Origin of the sequence: Alicycliphilus denitrificans K601 (assembly GCF_000204645.1) — a bacterium.
Lineage (GTDB): Bacteria > Pseudomonadota > Gammaproteobacteria > Burkholderiales > Burkholderiaceae_C > Alicycliphilus > Alicycliphilus denitrificans.
In genome coordinates this window covers 1,789,982-1,805,768 of sequence record NC_015422.1, presented here as the reverse complement: position 1 = coordinate 1,805,768, position 15,787 = coordinate 1,789,982, and the positions used below count along the sequence as shown (strand labels likewise).

The 15,787-nt window shown below is 70.6% G+C and carries 15 protein-coding genes; 3 read left to right on the top strand and 12 right to left on the bottom strand.

Annotated elements, in window-relative coordinates; translation table 11 throughout:
- The first annotated feature begins 117 nt into the window (after positions 1 to 117).
- A complete protein-coding gene (locus tag ALIDE2_RS08530) occupies positions 118 to 741 on the top strand; it encodes a DUF938 domain-containing protein (protein WP_013721827.1) in 624 nt (207 codons plus the stop codon).
- 40 nt (positions 742 to 781) lie between these two features.
- Positions 782 to 1,645: a glutamate racemase gene (gene murI / locus ALIDE2_RS08525; RefSeq protein ID WP_013519585.1), complete on the top strand. Its 864-nt coding sequence runs from the start codon at positions 782 to 784 to the stop codon at positions 1,643 to 1,645.
- Here murI and hutG read toward each other — a convergent pair.
- From hutG to ALIDE2_RS08475, 10 genes are all read right to left on the bottom strand, one after another.
- Positions 1,642 to 2,463, bottom strand: a complete 822-nt coding sequence (gene hutG, locus ALIDE2_RS08520) for an N-formylglutamate deformylase (RefSeq protein WP_013721826.1) — start codon at positions 2,461 to 2,463, stop codon at positions 1,642 to 1,644. The two genes, murI and hutG, sit on opposite strands and share 4 nt — an antisense overlap.
- 28 nt (positions 2,464 to 2,491) lie before the next feature.
- The gene (locus tag ALIDE2_RS08515; protein WP_013721825.1) at positions 2,492 to 3,925 is read right to left on the bottom strand and encodes a formimidoylglutamate deiminase; all 1,434 of its coding nucleotides are present in this window, start codon (positions 3,923 to 3,925) and stop codon (positions 2,492 to 2,494) included.
- A 4-nt stretch (positions 3,926 to 3,929) separates the two neighbouring features.
- Positions 3,930 to 5,168 (bottom strand): imidazolonepropionase, encoded by a 1,239-nt coding sequence (hutI, locus tag ALIDE2_RS08510; RefSeq protein ID WP_013519588.1) that lies wholly within the window; start codon positions 5,166 to 5,168, stop codon positions 3,930 to 3,932.
- Between the two features lie 325 nt (positions 5,169 to 5,493).
- Positions 5,494 to 6,096 (bottom strand): HutD/Ves family protein, encoded by a 603-nt coding sequence (locus tag ALIDE2_RS08505; protein ID WP_013519589.1) that lies wholly within the window; start codon positions 6,094 to 6,096, stop codon positions 5,494 to 5,496.
- Between the two features lie 5 nt (positions 6,097 to 6,101).
- Positions 6,102 to 6,884: an amino acid ABC transporter ATP-binding protein gene (locus ALIDE2_RS08500; protein WP_013519590.1), complete on the bottom strand. Its 783-nt coding sequence runs from the start codon at positions 6,882 to 6,884 to the stop codon at positions 6,102 to 6,104.
- Positions 6,881 to 7,549 carry an amino acid ABC transporter permease gene (locus tag ALIDE2_RS08495; protein ID WP_013519591.1) on the bottom strand — a complete coding sequence of 223 codons (669 nt, stop codon included), beginning with the start codon at positions 7,547 to 7,549 and terminating at the stop codon, positions 6,881 to 6,883. The genes ALIDE2_RS08500 and ALIDE2_RS08495 overlap by 4 nt, the downstream gene beginning before the upstream one ends.
- Before the next feature lie 14 nt (positions 7,550 to 7,563).
- Complete coding sequence (locus ALIDE2_RS08490) at positions 7,564 to 8,319, bottom strand: glutamine ABC transporter substrate-binding protein (protein WP_013721824.1); 756 nt, start codon at positions 8,317 to 8,319, stop codon at positions 7,564 to 7,566.
- 44 nt (positions 8,320 to 8,363) lie between these two features.
- The gene (locus ALIDE2_RS08485; RefSeq protein WP_174764515.1) at positions 8,364 to 9,113 is read right to left on the bottom strand and encodes an IclR family transcriptional regulator; all 750 of its coding nucleotides are present in this window, start codon (positions 9,111 to 9,113) and stop codon (positions 8,364 to 8,366) included.
- Between the two features lie 118 nt (positions 9,114 to 9,231).
- Positions 9,232 to 10,953, bottom strand: a complete 1,722-nt coding sequence (hutU, locus tag ALIDE2_RS08480; protein WP_013721823.1) for a urocanate hydratase — start codon at positions 10,951 to 10,953, stop codon at positions 9,232 to 9,234.
- A 43-nt stretch (positions 10,954 to 10,996) separates the two neighbouring features.
- Entirely contained in the window at positions 10,997 to 12,475 is a 1,479-nt protein-coding gene (locus ALIDE2_RS08475) for a purine-cytosine permease family protein (RefSeq protein WP_013721822.1), read from the bottom strand.
- Positions 12,476 to 12,617: 142 nt separating this feature from the next.
- On the opposite strand from ALIDE2_RS08475, the gene hutC (ALIDE2_RS08470) reads away from it, so the two are divergent.
- Positions 12,618 to 13,343: a histidine utilization repressor gene (gene hutC, locus ALIDE2_RS08470; protein ID WP_013519596.1), complete on the top strand. Its 726-nt coding sequence runs from the start codon at positions 12,618 to 12,620 to the stop codon at positions 13,341 to 13,343.
- Here hutC (ALIDE2_RS08470) and hutH read toward each other — a convergent pair whose 3' ends face one another.
- Together hutH and hutC (ALIDE2_RS08460) are read right to left on the bottom strand one after the other, a co-directional pair.
- Complete coding sequence (hutH, locus tag ALIDE2_RS08465; protein ID WP_013721821.1) at positions 13,344 to 14,933, bottom strand: histidine ammonia-lyase; 1,590 nt, start codon at positions 14,931 to 14,933, stop codon at positions 13,344 to 13,346. It abuts the gene before it with no gap.
- A gap of 63 nt (positions 14,934 to 14,996) precedes the next feature.
- Positions 14,997 to 15,779 carry a histidine utilization repressor gene (hutC, locus tag ALIDE2_RS08460; RefSeq protein WP_013519598.1) on the bottom strand — a complete coding sequence of 261 codons (783 nt, stop codon included), beginning with the start codon at positions 15,777 to 15,779 and terminating at the stop codon, positions 14,997 to 14,999.
- Between the last annotated feature and the right edge of the window lie 8 nt (positions 15,780 to 15,787).

The window sequence follows — 15,787 nt, the reverse complement described above, 5'->3', positions numbered from 1 at the left end:
GCGGGGCGGCCCTTGCGCAGCGGCCCTGGCCCGGGTCGCGCCGGTTTCATGCGTCGCGGGTGCCGCGTACGCGGAATGGATAGCTGAAATAATCGGGCGGTGCATGCTCCAGCCCCTATGACCGCCATCCAGCCCCCCGGCCTGCCCTTCTCCCAGGCCTGCGAAAACAACCAGGCCCCCATCCTGGCCGTGCTCGCGCAGGCCTTCGCCGACCGCCGCCACGTGCTGGAGATCGGCTCGGGCACGGGCCAGCACGGCGTGTATTTCGCGCCGCGCCTGCCGCACCTCGTCTGGCAAACCAGCGACCTTGCCGAGAACCACGCCGGCATACGCGCCTGGCATGCCCGGCACCCGGCGCCCAACCTGCGCCCGCCCCTGCTGCTGGACCTGCAAGGCAGCGACTGGCCCCCTGGCGCGTTCGACGCCGTGTTCACCAGCAACACCACGCACATCGTGGCCTGGCCGCTGGTGCAGCGCCTGTTCGCGCTGTCCGGCGCCCACCTGCCCCCGGGCGGCGTGCTGGCGGTGTACGGCCCCTTCAACTATGGCGGTGGCTTCACCAGCGACAGCAACCGTGCCTTCGACGCCTGGCTGCGCGCGCGCGACCCGGCGAGCGGCATACGCCACTTCGAGGACATCGCGGCGCTGGCCGCGCGGCACGGCCTGGCGCCGGAGCGCGACCACGCCATGCCGGCCAACAACCGGCTGCTGGTGCTGCGCCGCGGCGGCGCCCAGGCGTAGAGTGGCGCCCTTCGCCCCCATTTCTTCCGCCACGCATTCCATGACTGAACCCCTCGCCGCCCGGCCCATAGGCGTGTTCGACAGCGGCATAGGCGGCCTGAGCGTGCTGCAGGCCCTGCGCCACGAGCTGCCGCACGAAGACTTCGTCTACCTTGCCGACAGCGGCAACGCGCCCTATGGCGACGCCAAGGGCGAGGCCTTCGTGCAGCAGCGCACGCTGGCGATCGCGCGCTGGCTGCGCGCGCAGCACGGCATCAAGGCCCTGGTGGTGGCCTGCAACACGGCCACCGCCGCCGCCGTGGAGCGGCTGCGCGCCACCCTGCCCGACCTGCCGGCCATAGGGGTGGAGCCCGCGCTCAAGCCCGCGGCCGCGCGCAGCCAGACGCACCACGTGGGCGTGCTGGCCACGCGCGGCACGGTGAGCAGCGCACGCTTTGCGCGGCTGCACGACGAGCACGGCGCGCGCACGCGCTTTGCCGTGCAGGCCTGCGACGGACTGGCGCGCGCCATAGAGCAAAGCACCGAAGAGCCCCTGCCGGCCACCGAGTCGGCAACAAAAATAAGAGCGCTCTGCGCCCGGTACACGGGTGCCCTGGGCCGATTCGGCCTGAAAACCGGCGACATCGACACGCTGGTGCTGGGCTGCACCCACTACGTGTTCGCCAAGGACGCGCTGCGCGACCTGGTCGGGCCGGACGTGCAGATCCTGGACACCGGTGCCGCCGTGGCGCGCCAGACGCGCCGCATCCTGGCCCAGGCCGGCGCGCTGGCGCACGAGCGCCCCGGCGCGCCGCCGGGCGGCATCAGGCTCTACACCACCGGCCAGCTCGGCGCGCTGCAGGCCGCGGCCGGGCGATGGCTGCAGCTGCCGGCGCAGTGCTGCGCCGCGCTGCCAGACGTCTAGCCGCCCCGCCGCGACAGGGCGAACGCCAGCGCCGCCTCGACCATGCGCCTGAGGTGCGGCTGCACGCGCGCCGCCACCTCGGGCAGGTAGTCGAAGGGCAGCGCCTCCTGCATGTAGCTGCACTGCGTCATCTCCAGCTGCACGGCATGGATGTTGCGCGCGGGCTCGCCGTAGTGGCGCGTGATGTAGCCGCCCGTGAAGCGGCCGTTGAGCACGGCCGTATAGCCCGTGGCGGCCTTGGCGATGCCGAGCAGCTCCTCGGCCAGCGCCGGGTCGCAGCTCGTGCCCTTGCCCGTGCCCAGGTTCAGGTCGGTGAGCCTGCCCTCGAAGAAGCGCGGCAGCACCGAGCGGATGGAGTGCGCGTCCCACAGCACGGCCACGCCGTGCTCGGCGCGCATGCGCTCCAGCCCGGCGCGCAGCTGCGCGTGGTAGGGCTCCCAGTAGGCGGTGCGGCGCGCGGCCACCTCGGCCTCGCCGGGCGCGTCGGCGGGGTCGGCGTACAGGGGCGTGTCGTCGAACGTGTCCACGGGGCACAGGCCCGTCACGCTCTGGCCGGGGTAGAGGCTGGCGCCATCGGGCGGGCGGTTCAGGTCGACCACGTAGCGCGAATGCGTGGGCACGAGTATGGAGGCGCCCAGCTCCCTGGCAAAGCCGTAGAGGCGCTCCAGGTGCCAGTCGGTGTCGGGCACCTGGCGCGCCTCGGGCGTCAGGCGCGCGGCGATGGCCGGCGGCAGGTAGGTGCCCACGTGGGGCATGGAGATGAGCAGCGGCGCCGTTCCCTGGTGGAAGGTGAAGAGCGGGTGGGTGGTGTCGGGCATGGTGTGGGCCTCGTGAAGTGTTGCTATTTCAAGCGGCGATGATGGCCGCGCGTGCGGCGACGAATTCCTGCGCGGCGCGCTCGTGCAGCGCGTGGCGCCCGGCGGCCACGCGCTGCACGCCGCCGGTCCAGACGCCGTGCAGGGCCGTGCCGCGGCTGCTTGCGAAGACATGGGCCGAGAGCATGGCCTCGGCCGGCAGCCCGGCCAGCGCCACGTGCCGGGGGTCGAGCACGGCAAAGTCGGCCTGCTGGCCCTCGGCGATCCCGGCCACGGCGCGGCCCGCCGCCTGCGCCCCGCCCTGCACGGCGGCGAGCCACAGGGCCGTGCCAACCTGCGGCTGCCCGCTGCCCGCCAGCACGTTGCGCTGGCGCAGCGACAGGCGCTGGCTGTATTCGAGCATCAGCAGCTCCTCGGCCGCATTCACGCAGGCATGGCTGTCCGAGCCCACGCCCCAGCGGCCGCCATGCCGCAGCCACAGCGGCATGTCGAAGATGCCGTCGCCCAGGTTGGCCTCGGTCGTGGGGCAGATGCCGGCCACGGCGCCCGTGCGCGCGGCGGCGGCGTATTCCTCGGGCGTCATGTGCGTGGCGTGCACCAGGCACCAGCGCGCATCGACGCTCGCGTGGTCCAGCAGCCACTGCACCGGGCGCTGGCCGCTCCAGGCCACGCAGTCATCCACCTCCTGCCGCTGCTCGGCGACGTGGATGTGGATGGGCGCGCGCGCGTCCAGCGCCGTGAGCCCCTGCACGGCCGCGCGCAGGCTGTCGGGCGGCACGGCGCGCAGCGAATGCGGCGCAAGGCCAAGAACGGCCTCTTGCGCCCTGGTGGCGGGCGCAAGGCGCTCCAATAACGAGAGCATGTTGTCGGTGCTGCGGATGAAGCGCGCCTGGTCGGCGCGCGGCGGCCGGCCGCCGAAGCCGCTGGCCTGGTAGAGCACGGGCAGCAACGTGATGCCGATGCCGGCCGCCCGCGCCGCGCGCAGCAGCGCCAGCGACAGCGTGGCGTCGTCGGCATAAGGCCGGCCGCCCTGGTCGTGGTGCACGTAGTGGAACTCGCACACCGAGGTGTAGCCCGCCTCCAGCATCTCCACGTACAGCCAGGTGGCAATGGCCTGGAGCGACTCGGGCGAGATCCGGGCGGCGAAGCGGTACATGAGGTCGCGCCAGCTCCAGAAGCTGTCCTGCGCCTGGGCGCGGTACTCGGTCAGGCCCGCGAATGCGCGCTGGAAGGCGTGCGAATGCAGGTTGGGCATGCCGGGGACCACGGGGCCGGGTGCACGGGGCGCGTCGCCCGCGTCGCTGCCGGGGGCGGCGCAGACAAGGCGCCCGCCCGCGTCCCAGCGCAGCAGCACGTCACGGGCCCAGCCGCCGGGCAGCAAGGCATGTTCGGCGAACAGGGCGCCCGCGTCGCGGGCGGGCAGGTGCGGCACTTCGGGCCGCGCTGAGGTTTGGGTTTTGTCCATGGGTTCACGCGCCTTTCACGATGCGGCCCTGGCGCACGATGGTGCGCGCCGGGTTGTGGCCGAGCCAGTAGGCCAGCTCCGCCGCCTCGCCCACGGACCACAGCACGAAGTTGGCGGGCCGCCCCGCCGCGATGAGGCCGTGCGTGTCCGAAAGGCCCAGCGCGCGCGCCGCGTGCGTGGTGATGCCCGCGAGCGCCTCGGGCACCGTGAGGCGGAACAGCGTGCAGGCCATGTTGGCCATGAGCAGCAGGCTCAGCGCGGGCGAGGTGCCGGGGTTGTGGTCGGTCGAGACGGCCATGGGCACGCCCGCGGCGCGCAGCTGCGCGATGGGCGGCAGGTGCGTGTCGCGCAGCGTGTAGTAGGCGCCGGGCAGCAGCACGGCCACGGTGCCGGCGGCCTTCATCGCGTCTATGCCCTCCTGCGAAAGATGCTCGATGTGGTCGCACGAGAGCGCGCCGTGGCGCGCCGCGAGCTGCGCGCCGCCCATGTCGGAGAGCTGCCCGGCATGCAGCTTGACCGGGATGCCCAGCCTTTGCGCGGCCTGGAAGACCTGCCGCGTCTCGGCCAGCGTGAACGCGATGCGCTCGCAGAACGCGTCCACCGCATCGACCAGCCCCTCGGCGGCGAGCGCGGGCAGCATCTCGTCGCAGACCGCGTCGGTGTAGTCCTGGCTGCGGCCGGCGTACTCGGGCGGCAGCGCGTGCGCGCCGAGGAAGGTGGTGCGCACCGTCACGCCCAGCGCCTGGCCCAGGCGGCGCGCCACGCGCAGCTGCTTGCGCTCGTGTTCCAGGGTCAGGCCGTAGCCCGACTTGATCTCGATGGCGCACACACCCTCGGCCAGCAGCGCCGACAGGCGCGGCAGCGCGAGCGCGAACAGCTCGTCCTCGCTCGCCTCGCGCGTGGCGCGCACGCTGGAGACGATGCCGCCGCCGGCCCTGGCCACCTCTTCATAGCTGGCGCCGGCCAGCCGCATGGCGAATTCGTTGGCACGCTGGCCGCCGTAGACCAGGTGGGTATGGCAGTCCACCAGCCCGGGCGTGGCCAGCAGGCCGCCGCCGTCGCGGCGCGCCAGCCGCGCGTAGCCTGCGGGCAGGGCCGCGGACGGGCCCACCCAGCGCAGCACCCCGCCCTGCACGACCAGGCTGGCGCGCTCGCCGGCGCCCACGGCCACGTCGGCGCGGGCCAGGCCGGGGGCAAGGCGCAGGCCCTCCCAGACGCCGTCGGCGCAAGGGTGAATCGACATTCAAACACCCCCGCCGTTGCCCCGCCCGGCCCGCCAGGCCAAGCGCGAGGAGGACGCTGGTAGGCACCAGCAACCGAGGAGCAACGACGCATGGCGGGCCGGGCGGGGCAACCCTCCGGGCCAAGGCCCTGGGCTGCCCCTGGCGTCGTTGCTCGCCGCTGGTGTATCCCGATACACGGCGTGGCTCGCGCCTAGCCATGGACAGCCCAGGGCCTTGGCGGCGGGGGTGTTTGAATGTCGATGCACCCTAGGCGCGGTGAAGGGATCGGTATCGTCCATGGTTGGTTCTCTCGCTATGCAAACGGTAGCTGCCAGCGCTTGCCCATCAAGCGCTGGAGGCGTTTTTCTCTTGAATCCACGGCATGAGCGCCACCCAGGCGAGCACGGGCGCCTCGCCGCCCTGCCGCGCATGCGGCGCGAGCGCGGAGCCGGCCCCGGCGGCGCTCCACCAGAGGCCCTGGCCCGGCTCCAGCATGTCGCCGCCCAGGCTCCAGCGGCCCGCGAGCACCATGCACAGGCCCGCGGGCGTGCTGCCGGGCACGCGCGCATCGCGCGCCACCTCGACGCTGCCGCGCCAGCGGCCGCGGCGCAGCATGAGGTTGAAGTCGGTGGAGCTGCCGCCGAGCAGGCGGCAGCCCACGGCCACGTCGCCCGGGAAGGCGAACGGCCGCCAGCGCCGGTCCAGCCGGTGGTCCAGGCCGACGCCCGGCGCGCTCAGGTGCACGCCGTCGCCATCGAGCAGCATGATCTGCCGGTCCACCCCCGCGAAGGCCGAGAACGGCCCCGGCGCCGCGATGGTGGCCACGCTCACGCGCCACTCGAAGCCATCCATGCCCGCGCCGGGCGGCCAGCAGGCCAGCTCGCGCGTGTGGCCGCCGCCGTTCTTCCAGGGAGTGGGCGGCACGGCCGCGAGGTCGAAGCGTTGCATGCTGGTCAAGCGCGCGTGAGCACGGCCTGCAGGAACGAGCGCGTGCGCTCCTGGGCGGGGTTGGTGAAGATGGTGGCGGGCGGGCCCGATTCGATGATGCCGCCGCCGTCCATGACGACGACCACGTCGCCCACCTCGCGCGCGAAGTCCATCTCGTGGGTCACGACCATCATGGTCATGCCCTCGCGCGCGAGCACCTTCATGACCTGCAGCACCTCGCCCACGAGCTCGGGGTCCAGGGCCGAGGTGGGCTCGTCGAACAGCATCACGCGCGGCTTCATGGCCAGGGCGCGGGCGATGGCCACGCGCTGCTTTTGGCCGCCCGAGAGGCTCGCCGGCATGGCCTCGGCCTTGTGGGCCAGGCCCACCTTTTCGAGCAGCACGCGCGCCTCGGCCTCCGCCTCGGCGCGCGGCAGCTTGTGCAGCTTGCGCGGGCCCAGCGTGACGTTGTCGATCACCGACAGGTGCGGGAACAGGTTGAACGACTGGAACACCATGCCGACCTCCTCGCGCAGCGCGTTGAGGTCGCCGTCGGGCAGCATCCGGCCGTCATCGACGAGCGTGCGCCCGCAGATGTCGATGCGCCCGCCCTGGGGCTGCTCCAGGCCGTTGCAGCAGCGCAGGAAGGTGCTCTTGCCCGAGCCGCTGGGGCCGATCACGACCACCACCTGCGAGGGCTGCACGTCGAAGTCGATGCCGCTGAGCACGACATGGTCGCCGTAGGCCTTGCGCAGGCCGCGGATGCGCACGATGGGCTCGGCGCCCTGGGAACCGGCCTGCATCGTCATTGCACCATCCCCCCCGCGCGCAGGCGCAGCTCCATGTGGCGCAGCACAAGCGTAGTGGCGCCCGTGAGGACGAAGTACACGACCGCGATGGCCAGGTACACCTCCAGCGAACGGTAGGACACGCTGATGATCTTCTGCCCTTCGTGCATGAGGTCGTGGATGGTGAGCAGCGACACCAGGGCCGAGTTCTTGATGAGCGCGATGAACTCGTTGCCCAGCGGCGGGATCATGCGCACCACGGCCTGGGGCAGCACCACGCTGCGCATGGCCTGGCCCGACGACAGGCCGATGGAGCGCGCGGCCTCCATCTGGCCCTTGTCGATGGACTGGATCGCGCCGCGCACGATCTCCGACACGTAGGCGCCCGAGTAGATACCCAGGCCGATCACGCCGCACACGAAGGCCGGCAGCAGCACGCCCAGCTGCGGCAGGCCGAAGAACAGCAGGAACAGCTGCACCAGCAGCGGCGTGCCGCGGATGGCCGCCACGTAGGCCGTGCACAGGCCGTAGACGATGCGGTTCCTGGGGTTGAGCCGGCCAATGCCGACCAGCAGGCCCATGACGCAGCCCAGCAGCAGCGAAGCCGCGGTGACCTGCACCGTCACCACCGCGCCCTGCAGCAGCTGGAGCCACCCGGCCCAGACGGGGGAAAAATCGAGTTCCATCGCTCAACCCCGCATCACTTGGCCGCGGCGCCGGCGCTGAACCACTTCTTCACGATGGCGGCATAGGTGCCGTCGGCCTTGAGCCTGGCCAGGGCGGCGTTCACGGCCTTGGTGAGTTCGGGCGTGTCCTTGCGCAGGGCCATGCCGTATTCCTCGGTGGTGAGCTGCTCCTCGAGCACGCGCAGGCCGGGGCGCGTGCGCACGTACTGGTAGGCCGCGGGCTTGCCCGTCACGGCGGCATCTGCGCGGCCGATGTCCACGAGGTTGAACATCTCCTGGTTCTTCTCGACCTCGATGCGCTGCACCTTGGGGTAGTTCTGCGTGAGGAAGCCCACCGACTTGGTGCCCACCTGCACGCTGACCCTCTTGCCGTCGAGGTCGGACAGTTTCCTGATCGAGGTGTTGCCCTCCTTCACCATGGCCACGAGGCCGCCCGCGTAGTAGGGCTCGGTGAAGTCCACCACCTTCCTGCGCTCGTCGGTGATGTAGATGGCCGACACGGCCATGTCGAAGCGCCTGGAGATCAGGCCCGGGATCAGGCCCTTGAAGTCGATGTCCACCCACTCGACCTGTTTGCCCATGGCCTTGGCGATGGCTTCCACCAGCTCGATGTCGAAGCCCGTGCGCTTGCCGTTCTCGACGAACTCCATGGGTGGGAACGTGGCGTCGGTGCCCACGCGCAGCACGTTGTCCTGGGCGTGCGCGCCTGCGGCGCCCAGGGCCAGCGCGGCCATGCCGGCGAGAAGAAGGTTGCGGCGGATAGTCGTCATGGAAAGTCTCCGGTTGAGGTTCTAGGGGGTAGGGAAAAGGGAAATCAGTGCAGCACCAGCTGGCGCGATATGCGCGCGGCGGCCACGACCGTCATGCGAATCAGCGCCTCCTCGTGGCCCTGGGAACGCAGGATCGGCGCCATCAGCGTGATGGCGCCCACGGCCTGGCGCGAAGCGCCGAACAGCGGCACGCTGCAGCCCCACACGCCGGGGTCCACCGCGCCCGCGCTCACGGCGAAGCCCGCCTGGCGGATGGCGTCAAGCTCGTCTTGCGCGGCCTGGCGCGCGGGCGTGCCCGGCCCCCACAGGCTGTCGAGCACGGCCGCGCGCGCGGCCTCGGGCAGGTGGGCCAGCACGCACTTGGCCGAGGCGCCCGCGCGCAGGGGCACGCTGCGCCCCTTCTCGAACGAGCAGCGCAGCGACTGCTGGCTCTCCACCATGTCCAGGCAGATCGCCTGGTCGTTCACGGCCACGATCAGGCCCACGCTTTCCTGCGACTGCTGCGCCAGCTCCAGCATGCCGGGGCGCGCCAGCCGCACCAGGTGCGAGGCCAGGTCGAACCCCAGCGCGAGCTGCAGGCTCAGCGGCCCGGGCGCGTAGTGGCCATCGCTTTCGAGCACGAAGCCCCAGCGCTTGAGCCGCGCGAGCTGGCGGTACAGCGTGCTGCGCGCCAGGCCCGTGTGCTCCATGAGCTCCGCGGCCGATAGGGTCTTGCCCTGCCGGGCCAGTACGGCCAGCACCTGCAGCACACGGTCTGCGGTGGGGACTGCGGCGGACGAAGCGCTCTTGGACATGGCGGCAGTATCAAAGCAAGCCGTTGCCATTCACAGCCCCTCATTCCCAAAAATTGGGAATGAGGGTCCCTTTTTTTGACGTTCCGTGGGATTCCCTTTTCCCTTCCCTCCCCTTTCCTCAACGCACCATCGGCAGGTTCAAGCCGTTGCGCTTGGCGCAGGCCACGGCGCTCTCGTAGCCCGCGTCGGCATGGCGCATCACGCCCGTGGCCGGGTCGTTCCAGAGCACGCGCGAGAGGCGCTGCGCGGCCGCGTCGGTGCCGTCGGCCACGATGACCACGCCCGCGTGCTGCGAGTAGCCCATGCCCACGCCGCCGCCGTGGTGCAGGCTCACCCAGGTGGCGCCGCCCGCGGTGTTGAGCAGCGCGTTGAGCAGCGGCCAGTCGGAGACGGCGTCGGTGCCGTCCTTCATGGCCTCGGTCTCACGGTTCGGGCTGGCCACGCTGCCGCAGTCCAGGTGGTCGCGGCCGATGACGATGGGGGCCTTGAGCTCGCCGCTCTTCACCATCTCGTTGAAGGCCAGCGCCGCCTTGTGGCGCTCGCCCAGGCCCAGCCAGCAGATGCGCGCAGGCAGGCCCTGGAAGCTGATGCGCTCGCGCGCCATGTCGAGCCAGCGGTGCGTATGCCTGTTCTCGGGGAACAGCTCCTTGATCTTGGCGTCGGTCTTGTAGATGTCCTCGGGGTCGCCCGACAGCGCCACCCAGCGGAACGGCCCCTTGCCCTCGCAGAACAGCGGGCGGATGTAGGCGGGCACGAAGCCGGGGAAGTCGAAGGCGCGCTGAACGCCCTCGTCGAAGGCCACCTGGCGGATGTTGTTGCCGTAGTCCACCGTGGGGATGCCCATGGCCTGGAAGTCCAGCATGGCCTGCACGTGCACGGCGCAGCTCTGGGCCGCCGCCTTCCTGAGCGTGGGGTGCTGGCCGGGATCGGCCGCGGCGGCGTTCCACTGCTCCACGGTCCAGCCGGTGGGCAGGTAGCCGTTGACCAGGTCGTGGGCCGAGGTCTGGTCGGTCACGATGTCGGGCCTGGGGCCGCCCGCCTTGGCGCGCTTGACCAGTTCGGGCAGGACCTCGGCCGCGTTGCCCAGCAGCGCGATGGAGACGGCCTCTCCCTTTCCGGTGTGGTACTCGATGAGCGCCAGCGCGTCGTCGATGTCCCTGGCCTGCTTGTCCACGTAGCGCGTGCGCAGGCGGAAATCGATGCTGCTCTGCTTGCACTCGATGGTGAGCGAGCAGGCGCCGGCCAGCGTGGCCGCCAGCGGCTGGGCGCCCCCCATGCCGCCCAGGCCGGCCGTGAGGATCCACTTGCCGGTCAGGTCGTTGTTGTAATGCTGGCGGCCGGCCTCGACGAAGGTCTCGAAGGTGCCCTGCACGATGCCCTGGCTGCCGATGTAGATCCAGCTGCCGGCCGTCATCTGGCCGTACATGAACAGGCCCTTCTGGTCGAGCTCGTTGAAGTGCTCCCAGTTCGCCCACTTGGGCACGAGGTTGGAGTTGGCCAGCAGCACGCGCGGCGCGTCGGGGTGGGTCTTGAACACGCCCACGGGCTTGCCGGACTGGATCAGCAGCGACTCGTCGGCCTCGAGCTTCTTGAGCTGCGCGAGGATTTCGTCGAAGCATTCCCAGTTGCGCGCGGCGCGGCCTATGCCGCCGTAGACCACCAGGGCCTTGGGGTTCTCTGCCACGTCGGGGTCCAGGTTGTTCTGGAGCATACGGTAGGCGGCCTCGGCGAGCCAGTTCTTGCAGGCGAGCTCGCTGCCGCGCGGCGCGCGGATGACGCGGCTTGCGTCGTGGCGGGGGTCTTGCCGGGCGGCGTTGAGGATGGCGTCGTTGGCGTTCATGGTCGTTTCCTTCATGAAAGAGAGGGGGATGGGTCTGGCCGGTTTACCCGGCATGGCTGGTATGGGCAAGGCTGCCGTCATAGCCGGGCAACGTGTCGGGCGCCCCGGCGGCCGGCTCGGCGGCCGGATAGATCATTTGCCTGGGCACGTCCATGGTTCTCGCCGCCAGCGGGTAGTACACCAGCGCAGTGACGACCAGGCTCACGATCCAGGAAATGTCGGCGCCGCCCATGGCCTTGGCCAGCGGGCCTTCGTACATGGCCTGGTTGATGAACGGGATCTGCACGACGATGCCCAGTATGTAGCTGAACAGGGCCACGCCGTTGTAGGCGCCGTAGCGGCCCCGGCTGTCGTAGAGCGCGGGGATGTCCACCTTCTCCTTGGAGATCAGGTAGTAGTCCACGAGGTTGACGGCGCTCCAAGGCACGAACACGGTGAGCAGCAGCAGCACGAAGTTCTTGAACGTGGACAGGAAGTTGGAGCTGGCCAGCAGGGCCACCAGCACCGTCACCAGCACGAAGCCCAGGATGTAGGCGAGGCGGGTGGCGGGAGAGAACTGCTTCCTGTCGTTGAAGGCGCTTACGGTGGTGAGCATGGTCATGACGCCGCCGTAGGCGTTGAGGCAGTTCACCGTGAGCTTGCCGGTCACGATGACCAGGTAGATCACCACGGCCAGCGGGCCGGCCAGCTCGCCCAGGAAGCCGACCTGGTTCTTGATGAAGTTGGCGCCCAGGGCGGCCACCAGCGCGCCGAAGGTCATGGCCAGCTGGGCGCTGATCACGCTGCCGCCGAAGGTGGTCCAGAAGGTGGCGGCGGTGGAGGTCTTGCTCGGCAGGTAGCGCGAGTAGTCGGCCACATAGGGCGCGAAGGTCATCTGCCAGCCGGCCGACAGGGCCATGGCCGTCAGGAAGCTGGCCCAGGTGAAGGGCTTCTGGCCGAAGGCGCTGGCCACGTCGTACTGGTGGAACAACTGCCAGGCCAGGTAGCCGAAGCCCAGGATGCCGACCACGGTGGAGATGCGGCCCACCGTGTGGATCAGCCTGTAGCCCACGACGGCGACCAGGGCCGTCAGCGCGCCGAAGATGGCGATGCCCGCCGCCGGCGCGCTGAAGCCGAACATCAGGTTGATGGCCTGGCCCGAGAGCACCGTGCCCGTGGCCGCGAAGCCCAGGTACATGAGGATCACGAGCAGCAGCGGCAGGGCCGCGCCCTTGACGCCGAACTGCACGCGGCTGGAAATCATCTGCGGCAGGCCCAGGCGCGGGCCCTGGGCCGAGTGCAGGGCCATGACGATGCCGCCGAGGATGTTGCCGATCAGCAAGCCGACGATGGCCGCCATGGCCTCGGCGCCGAAGACCACGGCCAGGGCGCCATCGACCACGGCCGTGATCTGCATGTTGGCGCCGAACCAGAGGGTGAACTGGCTGGAGGGCGAGCCGTGGCGCTCATCCTCCGGGACCATGTCTATGGTTCTTCTCTCGATGGGACCGGTCGAGACCGGCGTGCTTGCCTCACTGCTCATGGGTGCTCCGTCATTCCCCTGGGGATGTTTATTTGCACATACAACTATTGATAAATTTCTTATCAGTTGTATAGACAAATTCTGTGTTTTACTGGCGGCACCGTCAATCGTCTATACAGGTTTTTTGATCCGTACAAACCCTATGCATCGCCCCATTCGCGCATCCTCCCCGGCAGCCGTTCCGACGTTCCAACGCATCAAGGACTACGTGCTGCAGCAGATCCAGAGCGGCACGTGGCAGGAAGGCGATGCCATCCCCAGCGAAGCGGCCCTGGCCAAGCAGTTCGAGGTGGCCCGCATGACGGTCAACCGCGCCCTGCGCGAGCTCAGTGACGAACGGACGCTGACGCGCGTGCGGGGATCGGGCACCTTCGTGGCCCAGCAGAAGTACCAGTCCACCCTGGTCCAGCTGCGCAACATTGCCGACGAGATCGCGGCCCGCGGCCACGTGCACCGCGGCGAGCTGCAGAAGCTGGAGCGCTGCCGCGCCGACGCCGCCCTGGCGCGGCAATTCGAGCTGTCCGCCGCCCAGACCCTGTTCCATTCCGTGGTGGTGCACTTCGAGAACGACGTGCCCATCCAGGTCGAGGACCGCTACGTCAACCCCGCGGTCGCGCCGGACTACCTGGCTCAGGATTTCGGCAGCCAGACGCCCAACGCCTACCTGATGCGCGTGGCGCCGCTGCAGGGTGTGCAGTTCTCCATCGAAGCCGGCATGCCCGGCGCCGATGTGGCGGACATGCTGCGCATGGACGCCGGCGAGCCCTGCCTGGTGCTGCGCCGCAGCACGCGATCGCAGGGCCAGGTGGCCTCCGTATCGGCGCTGTGGCATCCGGCATCGCGCTACCGGTTCACGGGCAGTTTCTGATCAGCTCGCCGAGCTTGGCAGGATGCGCCGCAACGTCTCGGGCCAGCAGGTCCGAAGCGCCCACAGGCGCATGGCCTCGATGTCGGGCGCGAGGTAGCGGTCCCGTTCGAGGAAGGCCACCCGCGCGCGGATGGCAGCGAGCTGCGCCTCGATCGGCGGGGAGCTCTTGAGCCACGGCGCGGGGGGCGCGGCGCCCGGGGCCGGCACGCGGTCGAAGTCGATGCCCTGCGCGGCGGCCATGGCCTCGATGCCCACGATCACGGCCGTGTTGCGCACCATGTCGGCAAGGCGCCGCGCGCCGTAGGTGGCCATGGACACGTGGTCCTCCTGGTTGGCCGAGGTGGGCAGGCTGGTCACGCTGCTGGGGTGGGCCAGGCACTGGTTCTCGGCGGCAAGGGCCGCGGCCGTGACCTGGGCGATCATGAAGCCCGAGTTCACCCCGCTCTCGCGCACCAGGAAGGCGGGCAGGCCCGAGAGGCCCGGGTCCAGCAGCAGCGCCAGGCGCCGCTCGGCGATCGCGCCGATCTCGGCCAGCGCCAGCGCGACGATGTCGGCCGCGAAGGCCACGGGCTCGGCGTGGAAGTTGCCGCCCGAGATGACCTCCGCGGTGTCGGTGAACACCAGGGGGTTGTCGGACGCGGCATTGGCCTCGATGCGCAGCACGCGCGCGGCATGCTGCAGGTTGTCCAGGCACGCGCCCATGACCTGGGGCACGCAACGGATGGAATACGGGTCCTGCACGCGGCCGCAGTGCGGGTGCGAGGGGTCGATGGCGCTGCCCTCCAGCAGCGCGCGCACGGCGGCGGCCACGGCGATCTGCCCGGCCTGGCCGCGCGCTTCGTGGATGCGCGCGTCGAAGGGCTTGACCGATCCCTTGATGGCTTCGAGCGTGAGCGCGCCCGACACCAGGCCCGCAGCGAACACGCTCTCGGCATCGAACAGGCCCGCCAGCGCCAGCGCCGTGGACACCTGTGTGCCGTTGAGCAGCGCCAGCCCCTCCTTGGGCCCGAGCACGAAGGGATCGAGCCCCACGGCCGCCATGGCCTCGCGGCCCGGCACGACCCGCCCCTGCACCCGGGCCTGGCCCTCGCCGATCAGCACGCAGGCCAGGTGCGCCAGCGGCGCAAGGTCGCCCGAGGCGCCCACCGAGCCCTTGGCCGGGATCACGGGCAGTACGTCGGCATTGGCCAGGGCCAGCAGCGCGTCGGCCAGGGCCGGACGCACGCCCGAGTGGCCGCGCGCCAGGCTCACGGCCTTGGTGGCCAGCACCATGCGCACCACGGGGTCGGGCAGGGGCTCGCCCGTGCCGACGCTGTGCGAAAGCACCAGGTTGCGCTGCAGGTCGGCCAGATGGTCGTGGGCGATCCTGGTGCTGGCCAGCTTGCCGAAGCCGGTGTTGATGCCGTAGACCACCTGGTCTTCATCGACGATGCGCTGCACCGTGGCCTGCGCGGCCAGCATGCCAGCCTGGGCCGCAGGGTCGAGTCGCAGATGCACGCCGCCGGCCTGGATGCGGCGCAGCTCGGCCAGGCTCACATGGCCGGGGCGCAGCACCAGAACGTCGGGCGCGGAAGGGTTGGCTGGGTTCATGGTTCGATCCTGTATATACAAGTTCACACAAGCGAAAAAGGTTCGCGCAGGCCCGGCCCGCGGCTATCCGAACACCGGGTTGCCGTCGGCGCGGATGCGGCAGCCCAAGCGGTAGCGCGACGCCGGATGCAGGCAGCGCACCAGCGTCACGGGCGTGCCGCGGTTCCAGGTGCGGCGCATCAGCAACAGGCAAGGCTGGGTCGGCTCCATCTCCAGCAGCCGGGCCTGCTGCGGCGTGGGCAGCACGGCGTCGACCACGTGCTCCATCTGGTCGTAGGGCACGTTGCGCACCAGGAACTCCGACGGCTGCAGCTGCGCGAAGTCCTGGTCGATGAAGTCGGGCACGACGCGCGGGTTGACGTAGCGGTCCTCGAGCTGCACGGGCACGCCGTTCTCCAGGTGCACGCACAGGGCATGGAACACCGGCTCACCCGTGTGCAGGTCGAGCGCCGCCGCCACCTCCATGCTGGCCGCCACGCGTTCCACGCCGAGCACCTTGCAGCGGTAGTCATGGCCGCGCTGGCGGATCTCACTCGCCAGGTTGGCGATCTGCAGCAGCGTGGACTGGGGCTTGCCCTCGGCCACAAAGCTGCCCACACCCGCCACGCGCACGATGCGCCCCTGCTCAGCCAGTTCGCGCAGGGCGCGGTTCACGGTCATGCGCGAGATGCCGAACTGCAGCACCAGCTCGTTCTCGGACGGCAGGCGGTCGCCGGCCTTCCACGAGCCGTCCTGGATCCGGCGCGCGACATGGTCCTTGACCTGCTGGTACAGGGCCACCGGCGAGGCCTCGGCGAGCCGTGGTGCATTCCGCTCCTTGGCGCGGGCGGGGGAAGCGGGTGCCATGATGCTCT

Excerpts from the sequence above, each read along its gene's own strand:
- hutC (WP_013519598.1), bottom strand. The coding sequence starts at position 15,779 with ATGGCACCCGCTTCCCCCGCCCGCGCCAAGGAGCGGAATGCACCACGG.
- ALIDE2_RS08515 (WP_013721825.1), bottom strand. The coding sequence starts at position 3,925 with ATGGACAAAACCCAAACCTCAGCGCGGCCCGAAGTGCCGCACCTGCCC.
- hutG (WP_013721826.1), bottom strand. The coding sequence starts at position 2,463 with ATGCCCGACACCACCCACCCGCTCTTCACCTTCCACCAGGGAACGGCG.
- hutC (WP_013519596.1), top strand. The coding sequence starts at position 12,618 with ATGCATCGCCCCATTCGCGCATCCTCCCCGGCAGCCGTTCCGACGTTC.
- hutU (WP_013721823.1), bottom strand. The coding sequence starts at position 10,953 with ATGAACGCCAACGACGCCATCCTCAACGCCGCCCGGCAAGACCCCCGC.
- ALIDE2_RS08500 (WP_013519590.1), bottom strand. The coding sequence starts at position 6,884 with ATGACGATGCAGGCCGGTTCCCAGGGCGCCGAGCCCATCGTGCGCATC.
- ALIDE2_RS08505 (WP_013519589.1), bottom strand. The coding sequence starts at position 6,096 with ATGCAACGCTTCGACCTCGCGGCCGTGCCGCCCACTCCCTGGAAGAAC.
- ALIDE2_RS08475 (WP_013721822.1), bottom strand. The coding sequence starts at position 12,475 with ATGAGCAGTGAGGCAAGCACGCCGGTCTCGACCGGTCCCATCGAGAGA.
- ALIDE2_RS08485 (WP_174764515.1), bottom strand. The coding sequence starts at position 9,113 with ATGTCCAAGAGCGCTTCGTCCGCCGCAGTCCCCACCGCAGACCGTGTG.
- ALIDE2_RS08495 (WP_013519591.1), bottom strand. The coding sequence starts at position 7,549 with ATGGAACTCGATTTTTCCCCCGTCTGGGCCGGGTGGCTCCAGCTGCTG.
- ALIDE2_RS08490 (WP_013721824.1), bottom strand. The coding sequence starts at position 8,319 with ATGACGACTATCCGCCGCAACCTTCTTCTCGCCGGCATGGCCGCGCTG.
- hutI (WP_013519588.1), bottom strand. The coding sequence starts at position 5,168 with ATGTCGATTCACCCTTGCGCCGACGGCGTCTGGGAGGGCCTGCGCCTT.
- ALIDE2_RS08530 (WP_013721827.1), top strand. The coding sequence starts at position 118 with ATGACCGCCATCCAGCCCCCCGGCCTGCCCTTCTCCCAGGCCTGCGAA.
- hutH (WP_013721821.1), bottom strand. The coding sequence starts at position 14,933 with ATGAACCCAGCCAACCCTTCCGCGCCCGACGTTCTGGTGCTGCGCCCC.
- murI (WP_013519585.1), top strand. The coding sequence starts at position 782 with ATGACTGAACCCCTCGCCGCCCGGCCCATAGGCGTGTTCGACAGCGGC.